Below are 15,384 nucleotides of genomic sequence, written 5' to 3' on the forward strand. Positions count from 1 at the left end.
GTTGGGCGGTCATGCGGCAACTCCCGCAGGAGACAACGCCACCCATCGTTTGAGATTCATTGCCAGGCAGATCAGGCGCAGATGCGTCTGGTTGCGCGCCCAGCCCAGATAGCGGGCGCGCGCCCAGCGGTAGCTGCCCTTGAGGCGCGCGAAGACCTGCTCGACCGGTGCGCGGCGCTTTCCCACGGCACCGTTGAAGCGCTTCTGCCGCGCGGTCAGCGGATGATGCTTGTTGGGCCGGAACATCAGCCGCGGCTTGATGCCTCGCGCGCGCAGGCCGCTACGGCGCTCGTGCTTGTCATAGGCCTGGTCGGCATAGACCGCCTTCTCATCACCACAGACCAACTCGTCGGCGGGCACCGTATCGTTGACCGCAGCATCGGTCAGCTTGCTGCGGCGGATGATTGCCGAGCCCTGGTCGATGCCAACATGGGCCTTGTAGCCGAAGTATCGTTTGCCGCCCTTCTTGGTCCATCGCGCATCCGGATCGCGCTTGCTGTTGACCAGTTTGCTCGGCGCCCGACCGTCCGGGCCGGGGGGCTGCGGCTCCTCTGGTGGCTTCGGCGGCTTCACCGCCGCCGGGATCAGGCTCGCGTCGATTAGTGTACCCCGCCGCACCACCAGCCCATGCGCATCGATCTGGCGCAGGATCTCACCGAACAGCCTCTCGTCCAGGCCGGCCCGCTGCAAACTGTCGCGGAAGCGCCAGATCGTGGCGTGATCGGGTGTCTCATCGCCGAGCACAAAGCCGCAGAAATCGCGGAATGAGGCGCGGTCATCAAGCGCCTCTTCAAGCTCCGGATCGGACAGCCCGTACCATTGCTGCAGCAACAGCGCCTTGAACATCACCAGCCGCGGATAGGCCGGCGCCCCACGCTCCGGTTCCGGCAGACCGCCTAGCACGCCCCCTACCGCTGCCCAATCGACCAAGTCCCCAATCCGTCTCAGCACCGGATTGCCTTTTCCCCGTCGCGACACCAGCGCGTCCGCAAAGCTCGGTTGTCCAACCTGTCGATAGGCCATTCCCGTCCTCCCTCAGCGGTCTAGGGAATCGCAGATTCGCGAATATGCAAAGCTCTCGCTTGCGGGAGAGGGTTGGGGAGAGGGTGTCTCCGCAGTGAGACTCCCAATGACGATCCAGCCCTCTCCCGGCCTCTCCCGCAAGCGGGAGAGGTGAAGTGGAGCACGCGGCACGGTTGGTGCCCCGGCGATCGCCGATCTCATTGCTGCACGCGAGGCATTCCAAGGCGCTTGATGCATGGCGCGGACAATCCGCTATTGTGCCGGCAACCTGCATTTTGCGAAAGACCCCAGCCTTGATCCCCGAACTGCACCAGAAACTGACCGCGTGGCGCCGGCATCTTCACGCCCACCCGGAGCTGTCGCTCCAGGAGAAGGAGACCTCGGCCTTCGTGCGGGACAAGCTCAGCGAGCTCGGCATTCCGTTCGAGGCAGGGATCGGCGGGCACGGCGTCGTCGCGACGTTGACGCGTGGCCACGCACGAAGCCGGGTCGGGCTGCGCGCCGACATGGATGCGCTGCCGATCACCGAGGACACCGGCCTGCCCTATGCTTCAAAGACTTCCGGCGTGATGCATGCCTGCGGCCATGACGGGCACACCGCCGCGCTGCTCGGCGCCGCGGCGCTGCTCGCCGCCGACAGCAGCTGGAGCGGCACGGTCGATTTCATCTTCCAGCCGGCCGAGGAAGGCTTTGGCGGCTCGCGCGCGATGGTCGCGGCCGGGCTGTTCGACCGCTTTCCGATGGAGCGGGTGTTCGGCTTCCACAACTGGCCGGGCCTTGCCGCCGGCACCATCGCCGTGCACGACGGCGTCGTCATGGCCTCCGGCGGGCGCATCACCATCACCATCGAAGGCCATGCCGGGCATGCCGGCATGCCGCATCTGACGCGCGACCCGGTCGTGGCGGCCGGCCATCTGATCGTGGCGCTGCAATCCATCGCATCGCGCAGCGTCGATCCGCTCGACACCGCCGTGCTGTCGCTGTGCACGATCGAAGGCGGTACCGCGCCGAACCAGATCGCCGGGCGCGTCACCATCCGCGGCACGCTGCGCTACCATCGCGAGGCGGTCAAGGACACCATCCTCGACGGCATCGAGCGCAGCTGCGCCGGCATTGCGACCAGCTTCGGCGTCAAGGTTACGCCCGAGATCGTCTGGGGCGTGGGCGTCGTGATCAATACGCCTGATGAGGCCGACCTCGCGCGCATCGCCGCGGAGAAGGTGCAGGCGCCGGTGCGGCGCGACCTCGCGCCGAGCATGGCCGGCGAGGATTTTGCCCATTACTTGCAGCAACGGCCGGGCGCCTTCGTCTGGATCGGCAATGGCGAGCTGCGCGAGGGCGCGGAGCTGCACGGACCGCGCTACGATTTCAACGATGAGATCCTGCCGGTGGCCTCCGGTTGGATGGCCGAGGTCGCCAAGGCGGCGCTGGCGTCGAATGAAAGCACCATGACATGAGGCTTAATCGCCGCAAGCGGGAGAGGTGAACGAACCGCGACAGCCGACTCAACCACGAGACATCAGTATCACGAGATCTCGCGCGGCAGCTTCCAATCCGGCCGCGGTGCGAACGTCTCCTCGACGCGCGCGACGTGGTAGCCGGCGGGCAAGAGATTGCCGCCCTCCTCGTCCGCGACCGGAACGTCGGTGACAAGGCCCTCGATCAGGGCGGCTTCCCACACCTCCTTCTCGGTTGGAAAGGGATTGCCGATCTGCTTGTTGCCTTGGAACAGCGCGTACATCGGTTCCGGTCCTGCGTTGATCAAGCTCACGAGCAACGTATCGGCCGCACGGACGTTCCCTCCGGCAAATGGCAATGGATGGCACGTGACACATGGCGCGCGTTCTGATCGGAACTTCGGGCTGGCACTACGCCTCCTGGCGCGGCCCGTTCTTCCCCGAGGGCGTGACGCTGAAGGAGCAGCTTCGCTATTATGCGGGGCAATTCGACACCACGGAGCTGAACGGGGTGTTCTACCGCACGCCGACGCCTGAGGCGGTGAAGGGATGGCGGGAGCAGACCGGACGAGATTTCGTGTTCGCGTGGAAGGCGTCCAAGTTCATCACGCACTGGAAGCGGCTGTCGGACCGCTCCGTCAACAGCCTCGAGCTGCTGGAGGACCGCATTTCGCGGCTCGGCGGCAAGGCCGGCCCGATCCTGTTCCAGCTGCCGCCGCAGTTCGAGGCGAACGCGGACCGGCTCGCCTCCTTCTTCAAGCTGCTGTCGCGAAAGCGGCGCTACAGTTTCGAGTTTCGTCATCCGAGCTGGTATCAACCGCGCATCCTGCGGATGCTGGCCGACGAGAACATCTCGCTGTGCCTGTCCGACCATCACGATGCGCCGGCGCCGTGGAAGCGCACGGCGGATTTCGTCTATGTGCGCGGACACGGGCCCGGCGGGCGCTATCACGGCCACTACACCAAGGCGACGCTGGGGCAATGGGCGAAGCGCATCAAGTCGTGGAAGCGGCAGGGCTGCGACGTCTACGTCTATTTCGACAACGACCAGAAGAGCGCGGCGCCAGCCGATGCCAAGGCATTGAAGCAGCTGCTGTGACGCTAGATGACGCCGCCTTGTCGGAGCGCTGCGATCGCCGCGGCATCATAGCCGAGTTCGGCGAGAACGAGATCGGTGTGCTCGCCGAGTGTCGGCGGGCGGCTCACGATTTCGCCCGGCGTTTCCGACAGCCGCACCGCGGCGCGGGCGACCGGCGCCTGTTTCGGCAGGCCGGGATAATCGACGTCCTGCATGAAGCCGGCGGCGCGGATGTGCGGATGGTCCAGCGCCTGTTGCGGTGAGAGCACGGGGCCGGTCGGAATCATCGCCTGGCCCAGCGCATCGACCGCCTCCTGCGTGGTGCGCTCGGCGCACCAGCGCGCCATCCGCTCGCTGATGATGCGGCCGTTGTTGCCGCGGCTGATGTCGTCGGCAAAGCGCGGATCGTTCAGCCAAAGCTCCTCCTCGTCCATCAACCTCGCCCAGCGCTTGAACAGCGGATGACCCGTCACCTGGCACAGCACCCAGCCGTCCCTGGTGCAGTAGATGTCGGCGGGCGCCGCGGTCTGGCCGAGATTGCCCGTCGGCACGCGATTGACGTTGATGACGGCCTGCTCGATCAGCGTCGCATTTGTGAAGGACAACGCGGTTGCGAGCAGCGCGCCCTCGACGATCTGCCCGCGCCCGGATTTGCCGCGCTCGATCAGGGCGGCGAGCGTGCCGAACGCGCAGTGCAGCGCGGTGCCGAAATCGACCCAGTTCACCGCGGCCCGGTACGGCGGATCGCCAGCGCCCGTCATGTACACCGAGCCCGACATCACCTGCCCGACGCCGTCGAAACCGACGCGGTCGGACCACGGGCCCGGCCCGCCGAACGCGGTCGCCGTGGTCAGGATGATGTCCGGCTTGATCGCCTTCAGCGACTCGTAATCGAGCTTCATCGCGCGCAGGGTTTGCGGCGGCAGGTTGGCGACCACGACGTCCGCGGTCGCGACCAGGCGGCGCATCACCTCCTGGCCTTCCGTCTTCATCGGATCGAGGGTGATGCACTTCTTGTTGCGATTGACCTGGAGAAACAGCGCGCCCTCGCCGCCTTCACCCACCGGCGCCACGAACCGGTCCTCGCTGCCGTCGCGCTTCTCGACCCGGATGACCTCGGCCCCGAACTCGGCCAGCAGGGTGGCGCAATAGGGCCCGGCGATATAGCGCCCGAAATCGAGCACGCGCACGCCCTCCAAGACTCCTCCCATCGGCTTCTTCTCCAGTGTTTTGCTCAGATTACAGGGAATGATTGCCGCGGCAAGATGGCGCCGGCGCTCAGGCCTCGCGGTAGTCCAGCAGGACAAGCCCGACCAGGATGAAGGCGACCGGCCAGATCCATGCCGCGACGCCGCGGACGCGGCCGTCGAGCCGCAATTCGAGCCAGCGCGCCCAGCCCGCGGCGATCCCGCACAGCGCAAGCGGCGTGTGGCTCATCTCGATCAGGAGCTGGTCCTTGATGTTGGCGATGGCATGGGAATGCGTGAGCAGGAGCGCGCCGCCGAGCGCGGTCGTCAGGGGAAACACCAAGGCCGCGCGTCCGGCCTTGTCGCCGCGCAGCCGCACGCGCCATTCGAACAGTCCGAATACCGCGATCAGCAACACGAAGATGCGGTGCTGCGCCACCTCGGGATCGCGCAGCGATTCGAAGAATCCGGCCGGCCCGAGCGGCCAGGCCTGCTCGTCGGCGCGGAGAAGCAGGAAGGCCGCCATGCCGAGAAACAGCAGCGGCCAATGCCTCGCCCAGCGGCCCCAGCGAAACCGCTCGATCAAAGCGAGCAGGCCGATCAGCACCACGAAGACGCCGGCCCAGTGATGATTGTACTCGGACCAGGCGATGTCCTCGGCGTTGCGCGGCAGGATCGTGCCTTCGCCGGGAACGTAGGCGGCCGGTGCGCTGCTGCGCCCGGCATCGGCCAGGGTGATCCTGGCCTGGAGCTGCGCGATGGTCAGCTTGTCGTAGTCCGGGCTGGTCAGGCGCGGCGGCCATTGCGGCGTGGCGCGCTCGACGATCTCCTGCCAGCTCAGCCGGTCGCGCGACAGATCGACGCCGGGCGGCAGCGACGTCAGCGACGCAGCCGCGAGCAGAACGGTGAGACCGATGCCGACTTCGACCTCGGCAAAGCGCTTGAGGCGGAGGATCGGCGTTGCGGGATCGCGCCGCAGCCGCTCGACCAAGAGATAATTGCCCGCGCCAAGCGCGAGCAGCATCAGCAGCAACCCGATCTTGGCGAGGATCATGACGCCATAGGCGGTGCCGTAGATCGCCTCGATCGAGCCGATGTAATCGAAAGCCATGACGAGGCCGCCGCCGACGATGGCCGCGACTGCGGCCATGGACATCAGCGAGTACCGCCGTGCGATGAGGCGCCAGTCGGAGGGCACCTTGCAGCCGTTCAGCGCGATCAGGAAATAGGGAAGCCCGCCGATCCAGACCGCGGCGCCCAGCATGTGGCCGGCATCGGACAGGAGCAGCGGCCAGCTGAGCACCGGCCGGCTCGCCGCGTGGGTCAGCCGGGTCTGCATCGCGAGCGCGAGCAGCGCAAGCGCGAGGAGTGCCAGGGATCGCAGGCCCTGCGCGCGTCCATTTGCCAGCACGGCGAGGCCGAATGCGCTCGCCGCAATGATGAGGCCGGCCCGGGCGAAGTCGGCACTGATCGCCTCGCGCCACGACACCTGAAGCGTCCCGACCAGCGCGGCGGCATTGAGCCCCAGCGAAGCGATGGTGAGGAGCGCCCAGGCGAAGGCGCTGACCTTCAGCACCGTCAGGCATTTCTCCTCGATCGTGAGACCGAACACCGACAGCTGCGGCTGCAACGGCCACCACAACAGCATCTGAAAGGCAAGGCCGCCGAGCGTGAAGGCTTGGGCGATCAGGATCAGGCCGCGCAGAACGACCGACAGATAGCCGAAGATGTCGAGAAACAGGTACAAGGCGAGGTCAATGAACGATGAACGGAATGTCGCCGCGCGTGATGTGTCCGTCGACGCTCAGCACCTGCCAGCGCAGGCGCCATGCGCCGCCGGAAAGCCGCGTCGCCTCGGCCTTGAGCTCGTCGGCCGGCGCATTGGCCGCGGGCGTCAGCGCCTGCGTGGCGCCGTTCGGCGCCAGCAGCGTCAGCTTGGAACGGGCGCGATCGATCCGGCTGTTGAAATGCAGGCTGATCGCGACGGCGTCCCCCGAGACGGTCGCACCGGCCGCCGGCGAGGACGACACGATGATGGCGTGCGCCGAGGCTGCATTCGGGTCGGCAAGACACCAGATGGCGGATAGAAGGATCGCGATTCGAACGAATACGCGCATGGTTGGTCACTCGCTGTCGGCAGCCGTCCCACCACCGCACCGCCCCCGGCGCGTGGTTCGTGCCTATGTTGGAACCGCGGCGCACTTCGCCAAGGGCGCGCGAGTGCCAGGCCGGTTACAATCGGCTGAAAATGATCGGCTGTTGCCGCTGCGACACACTAGCCGCCGCAAACGATGCGGGAGGCACGCCTCGAGCCAAGCACGGAGGCTTGAAGTCGACGCGACCTTCTGCATGGCGTCCGCTGCTCCGGCGGGTGGAGTGATGCCGTTATCGCGGGCGCGACTCTCGCCGCGTCAAGCATGGGGGGATCAGGCTGGGCGCCAAGACCGGCTGGAGCCGTAGTCGTTCGACGCCGGACGATGCCCTTCGCTCAACATCTTGCCAGTGGCGATGTTGACGAAGTGCAGCGAGCCGCAAGCGGGACATCGGACGGAGACGTGCGTATCCGCGGCTCCCGACATTGCGCCGGGAAGCCAGTGCTGCACGTTCATGCCAGTGCGCGGGCACTTGAAGATGATGTTGCGCTCCATGTTGACGATATGCGCCCGCCGATCCGGCATTGAAATTGCGGACCAATACTTAGGCAACTGTCCTGAACGGATCCACACGGGGCACTATCCCAGCTCCACAGCGGAGGCATTCTCGGCTTTTCCTGTGCCTGGCAGATCGTGCTGCGCAATCGTCAGCACCTCGGGGACATGAACGCCTGATCGCGCCTTTGAGCTGGATCAAGACACGTTGGCGACCCCGATTGTAGCGTTGTATTGGCATCGGGAACGCTTGCTGAGGTACCGTTGCCGGAGGAAGCGAAGTTCGGATTCCCAGGCATTCCGGGCGGCGCCTTCATAGACAGGTGCAGAAAACCGCGAGCATGGAGCAGGCCGGAGCGCGGCTCCGCCGGAGAGTTCGATGGAACGAAAGTCGGCAACGCGGGTTTGTTGGATGAGCTCGGACCCTGAATGGAAGAGCCAAGCGAACAATCGGCCTCGGCGCTCCCATGGAGCCCGGGGCCGATTTTCGTCGAACCCTTGGGATCGTCCGGGCAAAGGAGTACGCTGATCAGGAGAGCCGACATGCTTACCGACACTCACACCGACGATCTCGCCGCGGTCGTGCGCTACGCACTGGAGACGACCCGCGCGACGACTGTTTGTCCCTTCCACCGCGACGTGATCGTCCGCATCGGAGATGACGCTGCCGAGAGCCACGCTTTCGAACGCGTGAAGCGAATGGCCAGAAGTGACGGCACGAAATGGGAGAAAGAATCTCTCAGGATGGAGATTGGCCGTCAGCTCGGAGCAGCCGCCGACGGCCGCTGCCCCAAATGCGATCGGACGGCCCCGGGGCGTTGAGTCCGGCGCGCGCGACAGGATCAGGCGGATGGAACTGGTTCCTATCCTGAACAATGCGCGCAGCTCTATCCAGAGGCCAGAATTCCCGTGAAACCGACAAAGCCCGCCGCCTCCATCGTCCGCGGGGAATCCCGGACGGATACGCCGTCAGCGGACGAAGGGGATGATCGTCGGCTTTCGCCGTCAGCCGAGAGGCGTCAGGTCATCGACGAGTACGCCGACAATCTGAGGAAGATCATCCGAAGACTCCTTGGAAGGCTGAATTGATCCCGGTCAGGCGCTTCGCGCCGAAGCGCCAAATTCGAATTCACCGTCGGCTGCTTCTCTCGCCCTGTTCGCTGCGCCTCTTCCTGACGAGATCCGGCGGCGGGAACGCAAAAGCTTGATTCAGCGCAAAGGCCTGGAACGGGAGCCTGATAGTAAAGGGCGAAACTGACAGGGAATGCTCGGATGACGCTAAGACATTGGTGCGTGGTTCTCGCGATTTCGGCGGGTGCGGTCACATCCGCGATTGCTCAGTCCGACTTTCCGCCGTCCGCGAGCGCGAAACAAGAGGTGCCTCGTCTCGTCGAGGTCATGGGCATGGCGCAGCTCGAGCATCTCAAGCTGTGGTATGCAGGCAAGGCGAAGAACTGGGACCTGGCCGCGTATGAGCTCAGGCAGCTGACGAATAGCCTAGCCGAAGCAGCCGTCTTCTATCCGGCGGTGCCCATCAGCAACGTGACCACGATGAGGGAGCCGCTGGTCTCGGTCGCCGACGCGATCACGGCGGGAGATGATCGCAAGTTCACCGCTTCCATGCGCGCGCTGACCGACGGCTGCAATGCCTGCCACACCGCGATGGGCCGCGGCTTCGTGACCATCGCCGTTCCGACCGGCGGGCAGCCACCTGCCAACCAGATATTTTCGCCATCGGCGAACAGCCGGAAGAAATGATGCGCCGAAGCGGCGCGCAGCTCTGAACGTCAGCACGAGGAGGTGATATGCCGGCCGTCAGCTTTGCGCTCAGTCGCGCTCACAGCATGAATATCGAGCGCTATCACCGGCTGCTGAAGACGCATCTCACCGATGTCGAGCGTGACTACATCGAGTGGCGGCTGTCGCAGGAACAGGCCGCCCTCGCCGCTATCGATCGGCCGCATCAGAACGGTGCTCACGCAGACGCAGGTCGTGCTGCATCCGTCTATTAGCAATGCACAGGCTGTGTCATCCGAAACCGGGTTGAGCTGCATCAACCCGGGAATCGAGCAGCCTCTTACCCTCGCCTGGCCCAGATGTCAGTGACCGGCGAGCCCTTCCAATGATCGCGCAATCCATTCCGGCGGAGGCTTTGGCTGCCGAGTTCTGGCAAACGCCAAAGGACGAGCTCTTCCGCGCGCTCGGCTCAGGTCCGCAAGGCCTGACACAAACCGAAGCGAAACAAAGGCTGGCAATCTTCGGAGCAAACCGCGCCGACGCCTCGCAAGGCCGGTCAGCCCTGCGCAAGCTCGGCCAACGCCTCTGGAATCCCTTGATTGCGATGCTGCTGGCGGCTGCGCTCGTATCCGGGCTGAGCGGCGACTTCGGCAGTTTTGCCATCATCGCGACCGTGCTGTCCCTGTCCATCACGCTCGATATCGTTCAGGAGCATCGCGCCGAGCGAACGGCCGAAGCGTTGCGGGAATCCGTCGCCATTCAGGCCGACGTCATCAGGGACGGCAGCGACGCGACCGTTTCGGTGACGGCTCTCGTCCCGGGGGACGTCGTGAAGCTCCGCATCGGCGATCTGATACCGGCCGATGGCATCGTCCTCGATGCCCAGGAATTGCATGTCAATGAAGCCCTGATGACGGGCGAGCCGTTTCCGGCCTTCAAGACGGACGCTCCTTGCGCGGCGGCATTGCCGGCGGACGCCACGAACGCCCTGTTTGCGGGAACCAGCACCGTGGGCGGAAGCGGCAGGATGCTGGTCGTGAGGACCGGAGGCCGGACGCGCTTCGGCGCGATCGCCGCCGCAATGGCCGCCGACGCACCGCCGACGGCTCTCGAGGAGGGCGTCCGAAGGCTCGGCGTGCTGATCCTTCGCCTGACGCTCTTTCTCACCCTCTTTGTGCTGATGACTCATCTCGTCGCGCATCGTCCCGCAATGGAGTCCTTCCTCTTCGCGGTCGCACTCGCCGTCGGCCTGACGCCCGAACTGCTGCCCATGGTGATGACGGTCACCCTCGCCCGCGGCGCGCTGCGCATGGCGAAGCGAAAGGTCATCGTCAAGCGACTGTCCGCCATTCACGACCTGGGCGCGATGGACACGCTTTGCGTCGACAAGACCGGCACGTTGACGGAGGCCAGGATCACGCTGGAGGCGCATATCGATGCGCAGGATCGGCCCAGCGACCGCGTGCTGAGCTTTGCGCACCTGAACAGCACGTTCCAGGCTGGTGTCCGAAGCCCTCTCGACGACGCGATCCTGTCAGCGAGCCGCGATGGCGCGGACGGCTGGGTCCGGCTTTCGGAAGTCCCGTTCGACTTCGAGCGGAGGTGCTTGTCCGTCCTCGCCGCTCGGCACGACGAGCACATGCTGATCGCAAAGGGGGCTCCGGAATCCATCCTGGCCCGCTGCGCTGCCGTGGAGATCGATGGCCTGGCGCATCCGCTCGACGCCGCATGGCAACAGAAAATGGCAGACATCCAGGCTCGATATGCGCGCGACGGCTTCCGGCTTCTTGCCGTCGCCATCAGGTCCATTCCGGTCGGGCAACGGACGATTGCCGTCGGGGACGAGACCAATCTGACCATGCTCGGCTTCTGTGTCTTCGCCGATCCGCCGAAGCGGGATGCGGCCTCGGCGATCGAAGCGCTCACCTCGCTCGGCGTGACGATCAAGATCCTCTCGGGTGACCATGACGCCGTGGTCTCCCATGTCGCGCGAGCGGTCGGTCTCCCGTCGGAACGAGTCATGACCGGAGCCGAGATCTCAGAGCTCACCGATGCCGCGCTCGTCGCCCGGGTCGATGACGTCGATCTATTTGCCCGGATCGACCCCGACCAGAAGCGGCGGATCATTGCCGCACTCCGGCGCCGCAAACACGTCGTCGGTTTCATGGGAGACGGCGTCAATGATGCGCCGGCGATCCACGCAGCCCATGTCGGCATATCCGTCACGGGCGCAACCGAGGTCGCCCGCGCCGCCGCCGACATGATCCTGGTGACTCCCGACCTCTCAGTGCTTGCGGCCGGCGTGCGCGAGGGCCGCAGAACCTTTGCCAACATCCTGAAATATGTCCGAATGGGAACGAGCTCGAATTTCGGCAACATGCTTTCGATGGCCCTGGCGTCGATCGTTCTTCCATTCCTGCCGTTGCTGCCGCTGCAGATCCTGCTGAACAATCTGATCTACGATCTCTCCGAAATCGGAATCCCGTTCGACGAGGTCGACCGCGAAGACGTGGCCCAGCCCGAAACGTGGAACATGGCCGGCATCCTGCGCTTCTCCATCATCATGGGAATGGCGTCCTCCCTGTTCGATGCGATCACCTTCGTCGTTCTCCTCGAGGTGTTCGAGGCGGATGCAGCATTGTTTCGAACCGGATGGTTCGTGGAATCGATCTTCACCCAGATCCTGGTCATCTTCGTCATCCGGTCGCGCCGCATGCCATGGCGCGCGAACCGCCCCCACAACATCCTGATCGCCACGTCTGTCGGCGCCCTTCTCGCCGGGCTGGCGCTTGCGCTTGGTCCGTGGCGCGGGCTGTTCGGCTTTACCGCGCTGTCCGGAGGATTACTTGCGGCGATCATTGCCATCGCGGCGGCCTATCTGGTCTCGGCGAACGCCGCCAAGCGCCTCGCAATCCCAGAGGCTTGACACTCGAGACGATCGACCTGGTTCGATGCCGTACATGAAGGCGACAGCGCGCCGACCGGCGCCGCATTCAGCTGGAGGCAAAGCAACCCTACTTCGGTGGCTGAAGACCCCGAGAGTTGACCCATTTGTCGAGGTGAGCTGCGACATCAGCCTGGCGAACCTTAGCAAGCAGGTCGTCCCGCTCGCGGCCAGGCTTCAGTTTGGCGGCCTGCTCACGGAGCTGTTCGGCCCACGCTGAAAGGCGGTCCTGAAATGATACGGTCTGCTTGACGTGGTGCCGCTTCACAGAGATCACCCCTCCCAGGCATCTTCCGTTCAGCACCTGTTGGGCGAGGGAGCACGAGCGCTCCGACCCGGCGCTTTAGCTCAAATTAAAAGTCGATCGGCCTGCGGCTTTGCGCCAAATCAATGAAGGCGCCCGAATTCCGCGATGCGAGGCCATCGAGCTGTGGCAGAGAGAGACGCACTACATCCCTTTACCGGTGCTCAGGTCGCGCTTGAATAAATCTGTTCGCGGTGAACCTCCCGGCCGCTCTCGTCGATGACGACGATCTTGAGCGCGGGATGGCCCTTCGGTTTCTCTCTGCGCACCTTGTCGGCGAGTTTCTTGCTGTGGGCGATGGCAGCACCATCACTCACAAGCTCCAGTCCGGACCTGTCCCGGACGGGCACGCCGTCCTTGATATCGAAATAATAGGTGGGCATCGGCTGATTCCCGCGCCCCCACACAGCTTGATTGAAAGTCTTTCATCCAAAAAAGGAGCCGCCGAGATGCAGTGGGATGACCTCGGCGGCGACTTGGGGACGTAACCGTGGGGTCGGGTTACGCAGCTTAAAGACTAATGAGCCTGCGAATTCCCGACTTGATCCCCATCAAGCCAGATCGGCTGCGACATCTGTTTCGCAACTGGGACCGCCACTCAGAACTGGGACCGCCACTCAGCAAGATCACGCACATTTTGAATGACCTGCCCTGCATTTTCACTACTATATTACCTCTATGATCTACTTGCCCCAACGCAGTCATCTTCGCCGCCTGCCCTTGCGGTGGTAATATTGGATATCTTTGCGGGGGAATGCGCCATGCATCGCTACATCGCTCAGGCGAATGTCGACCATTACATCGCACTGCTGAACGGCGCCGACCTCATGCCTGACCGCCGGAGCGCGATCACCAAGATGCTGATCTCCGAAGAGGACGGGCTCGGGCATGACCTGGAGCAACTCGAGTTCTTCGAACATCGAGCCGCAGCCGGACGCAAGCGCGTGGAGCACGTCTCGAGCTTGCGAGACGGTTTTGCGTTCGGAACGCAGGAACGGCGACAGGCAGAGGAGCTGCTGGTGAACATCGAGAATCTTCAAACGCTCCTGGAAGATTCGTGTCACCGCCTGCGCAGGAAGATCCACTCGCGCGGCCTTTGAAGACCTCGGCAGGCCTGCGCGAGCATTTGCAGAGCGAGCCGTGGCCGCTCATGCGTCCCAATCACGCGGCGACCGGCTTGCTCTCCTCGCTGCGCTTGCCGAGCAGCGGCGCAAATTGCTCGGACGTCACCGTTTCGTTGGCGATCAACAGTTCGACACCGGCATCGAGGTCGCCACGCCGCCGCTGGAGGATGTCCCGAGCCCGGCGGTCCCCCTCCTCGATCAGGTTGCGGACGGCGAGATCGATCTCGCGGCCGGTTGCCTCGGCAGCTCCGACGATCTTGTCCTGGGCCGCGCCGAGAAAGGCTTGCGGCTTCGGTGCATAGGTGCGTTGCCCCACCGTCTCGTCCATGCCGTACTTGGTCACCATTTCAATCGCGACTTCGGTCGCACGCTGAAGATCGTCGGCGGCGCCGGTGGAGATCGCACCGTCGAAGATCAGACGCTCCGATGCGCGTCCCCCCATCAGCACCGCGATGCGGTTCTTGAGCTCCTCGATGGTCAGCAGGAACCTGTCCTCGGTCGGACGCTGGATGGTGTATCCCAATGCGCCGATCCCGCGCGGAATGATCGAGACCTTCTGTACCGGGTCGACGCCGGGCAGGCTGGCCGCAACGAGGGCATGGCCCATCTCATGATAGGCGACCCTGCGCCGTTCCGCCTTGCTGAGCACCCTGCTCTTCTTCTCGATTCCGGCCACGATCCGCTCGATCGCCGTGACGAAATCGTCGAACGTGACCTCCTCTCCGCTCCGTCTGGTCGCGGCGATCGCAGCTTCGTTGATGAGGTTTGCAAGGTCGGCGCCGGTGAAGCCGGTCGTGAGTCCCGCCACCTTGTCGAGGTCGACGTCTTTGCCCATACGGATCTTGCGGACGTGGACCTTGAGAATGGCGACGCGCCCGTTCTTGTCCGGCCGGTCAACCAGAACCTGACGGTCGAACCGGCCCGCGCGCAGCAGTGCGGGATCCAGGATCTCGGGGCGATTGGTCGCCGCCAGCAGGATGACACCGGCGCTCGGGTCGAAGCCGTCAAGCTCGGACAACAGCTGGTTGAGGGTCTGCTCCTTCTCGTCGTAACCTCCGAACGACAGCGGCCCGCGGCTGCGTCCCAGCGCGTCGAGCTCGTCGACGAAGATGATGCACGGTGCCGCCTTTCGGGCCTGCTCGAACAGATCCCGGACGCGCGCTGCGCCGACACCGACGAACATCTCAACGAACTCCGAGCCCGAGATCGAGAAGAACGGAACGCCGGCCTCTCCCGCCACGGCGCGGGCCAGCAGCGTCTTTCCCGTCCCCGGCGGTCCGACCAGCAATATTCCCTTGGGTACATGCGCCCCCAATCGGCCATAGCTCTTGGGGTCCTTGAGGAATGAAACGACTTCCTGAAGCTCGAACTTCGCCTCGTCCACTCCGGCGACATCCGCGAAGGTGACCTTGATGTCCTTTTCGACATAGACCTTCGCGCGGGACTTTCCGATCGCCATCAACCCGCCCAGGCCCTGGCCGCCCCCCATGCGGCGGCCGATCCAGAACCAGATCACGAAGAAGGCGATGACCGGAAAGATCCAGGACAGCAAGCTCTGCAGCAGACCGCCACTGGGAACGCCGGTCACACTCGCGCCTTTTGCCGCGAGCTTCTCGGCCAAAGCCATATCGACCCGCGCCGTGATGAATGCGGTCTTTCCACTCGGAAGCGGCTCTTTCAATTTCCCCTGAATCATGTCCGAGCCGACGGACACCTCGGCAATCTTGTCCTGTGCCAGCAGCTGCTCGAATTGGCTGTAGGGAATGGTTTCGATTGAACTGTACGTCGCGAGCCCGAACTGCAGCATGACGAGCAGCAGGCCGCCTGCCAAGACAGCGGCCATGACCATGGTCTGCTTCCGTGAACCTTGATCGGACTCCAC

14 protein-coding genes and 1 pseudogene are annotated in these 15,384 nt (G+C 64.6%); 8 read left to right on the forward strand and 7 right to left on the reverse strand.

Annotated elements, in window-relative coordinates:
* Positions 1–9: 9 nt before the first annotated feature.
* Positions 10–1,023, reverse strand: coding sequence for an IS5 family transposase (locus XH96_RS29025; protein ID WP_194389004.1), 1,014 nt, complete (start codon positions 1,021–1,023; stop codon positions 10–12).
* 293 nt (positions 1,024–1,316) lie between these two features.
* Between XH96_RS29025 and XH96_RS29030 the strand changes: the two genes are divergently transcribed.
* A complete protein-coding gene (locus XH96_RS29030; protein WP_194389006.1) occupies positions 1,317–2,480 on the forward strand; it encodes an amidohydrolase in 1,164 nt (387 codons plus the stop codon).
* Between the two features lie 68 nt (positions 2,481–2,548).
* Here the strand turns inward: XH96_RS29030 and XH96_RS29035 are convergent, their stop codons facing one another.
* Positions 2,549–2,764: a hypothetical protein gene (locus tag XH96_RS29035; protein ID WP_194389007.1), complete on the reverse strand. Its 216-nt coding sequence runs from the start codon at positions 2,762–2,764 to the stop codon at positions 2,549–2,551.
* Positions 2,765–2,856: 92 nt separating this feature from the next.
* Here XH96_RS29035 and XH96_RS29040 point away from each other — a divergent pair, with 92 nt between their 5' ends.
* Positions 2,857–3,579 (forward strand): DUF72 domain-containing protein, encoded by a 723-nt coding sequence (locus XH96_RS29040; protein WP_194389008.1) that lies wholly within the window; start codon positions 2,857–2,859, stop codon positions 3,577–3,579.
* Positions 3,580–3,581: 2 nt separating this feature from the next.
* Here XH96_RS29040 and XH96_RS29045 read toward each other — a convergent pair whose 3' ends face one another.
* The 3 genes from XH96_RS29045 to XH96_RS29055 form a co-directional block, all read right to left on the reverse strand.
* A complete protein-coding gene (locus XH96_RS29045) occupies positions 3,582–4,769 on the reverse strand; it encodes a CaiB/BaiF CoA-transferase family protein (protein ID WP_194389009.1) in 1,188 nt (395 codons plus the stop codon).
* Between the two features lie 67 nt (positions 4,770–4,836).
* Positions 4,837–6,492: a copper resistance D family protein gene (locus XH96_RS29050; protein WP_194389010.1), complete on the reverse strand. Its 1,656-nt coding sequence runs from the start codon at positions 6,490–6,492 to the stop codon at positions 4,837–4,839.
* A 7-nt stretch (positions 6,493–6,499) separates the two neighbouring features.
* Positions 6,500–6,862 carry a copper resistance CopC family protein gene (locus tag XH96_RS29055; RefSeq protein WP_061878327.1) on the reverse strand — a complete coding sequence of 121 codons (363 nt, stop codon included), beginning with the start codon at positions 6,860–6,862 and terminating at the stop codon, positions 6,500–6,502.
* Positions 6,863–7,474: 612 nt separating this feature from the next.
* On the opposite strand from XH96_RS29055, the pseudogene fixK reads away from it, so the two are divergent.
* From fixK to mgtA, 5 genes and pseudogenes are all read left to right on the forward strand, one after another.
* Positions 7,475–7,573, forward strand: a pseudogene (gene fixK, locus XH96_RS39280) (nitrogen fixation protein FixK); the annotation flags it as partial.
* A gap of 363 nt (positions 7,574–7,936) precedes the next feature.
* Positions 7,937–8,215: a hypothetical protein gene (locus XH96_RS29060; RefSeq protein ID WP_194389011.1), complete on the forward strand. Its 279-nt coding sequence runs from the start codon at positions 7,937–7,939 to the stop codon at positions 8,213–8,215.
* A gap of 582 nt (positions 8,216–8,797) precedes the next feature.
* Positions 8,798–9,151 carry a hypothetical protein gene (locus tag XH96_RS29065; protein WP_246789779.1) on the forward strand — a complete coding sequence of 118 codons (354 nt, stop codon included), beginning with the start codon at positions 8,798–8,800 and terminating at the stop codon, positions 9,149–9,151.
* Between the two features lie 47 nt (positions 9,152–9,198).
* Complete coding sequence (locus tag XH96_RS29070) at positions 9,199–9,405, forward strand: hypothetical protein (RefSeq protein WP_194389013.1); 207 nt, start codon at positions 9,199–9,201, stop codon at positions 9,403–9,405.
* Positions 9,406–9,515: 110 nt separating this feature from the next.
* Entirely contained in the window at positions 9,516–12,056 is a 2,541-nt protein-coding gene (gene mgtA / locus XH96_RS29075) for a magnesium-translocating P-type ATPase (protein WP_194389014.1), read from the forward strand.
* Positions 12,057–12,542: 486 nt separating this feature from the next.
* Here mgtA and XH96_RS29080 read toward each other — a convergent pair whose 3' ends face one another.
* Complete coding sequence (locus XH96_RS29080) at positions 12,543–12,761, reverse strand: hypothetical protein (protein ID WP_194389015.1); 219 nt, start codon at positions 12,759–12,761, stop codon at positions 12,543–12,545.
* Between the two features lie 258 nt (positions 12,762–13,019).
* Between XH96_RS29080 and XH96_RS29085 the strand changes: the two genes are divergently transcribed.
* Positions 13,020–13,478, forward strand: a complete 459-nt coding sequence (locus XH96_RS29085) for a hypothetical protein (RefSeq protein WP_246789781.1) — start codon at positions 13,020–13,022, stop codon at positions 13,476–13,478.
* 61 nt (positions 13,479–13,539) lie between these two features.
* Here XH96_RS29085 and ftsH read toward each other — a convergent pair whose 3' ends face one another.
* Positions 13,540–15,384 (reverse strand): ATP-dependent zinc metalloprotease FtsH, encoded by a 1,845-nt coding sequence (ftsH, locus tag XH96_RS29090; RefSeq protein ID WP_194389016.1) that lies wholly within the window; start codon positions 15,382–15,384, stop codon positions 13,540–13,542.

This window comes from Bradyrhizobium sp. CCBAU 51765 (assembly GCF_015291725.1).
Taxonomy (GTDB): Bacteria; Pseudomonadota; Alphaproteobacteria; order Rhizobiales; family Xanthobacteraceae; genus Bradyrhizobium; species Bradyrhizobium liaoningense.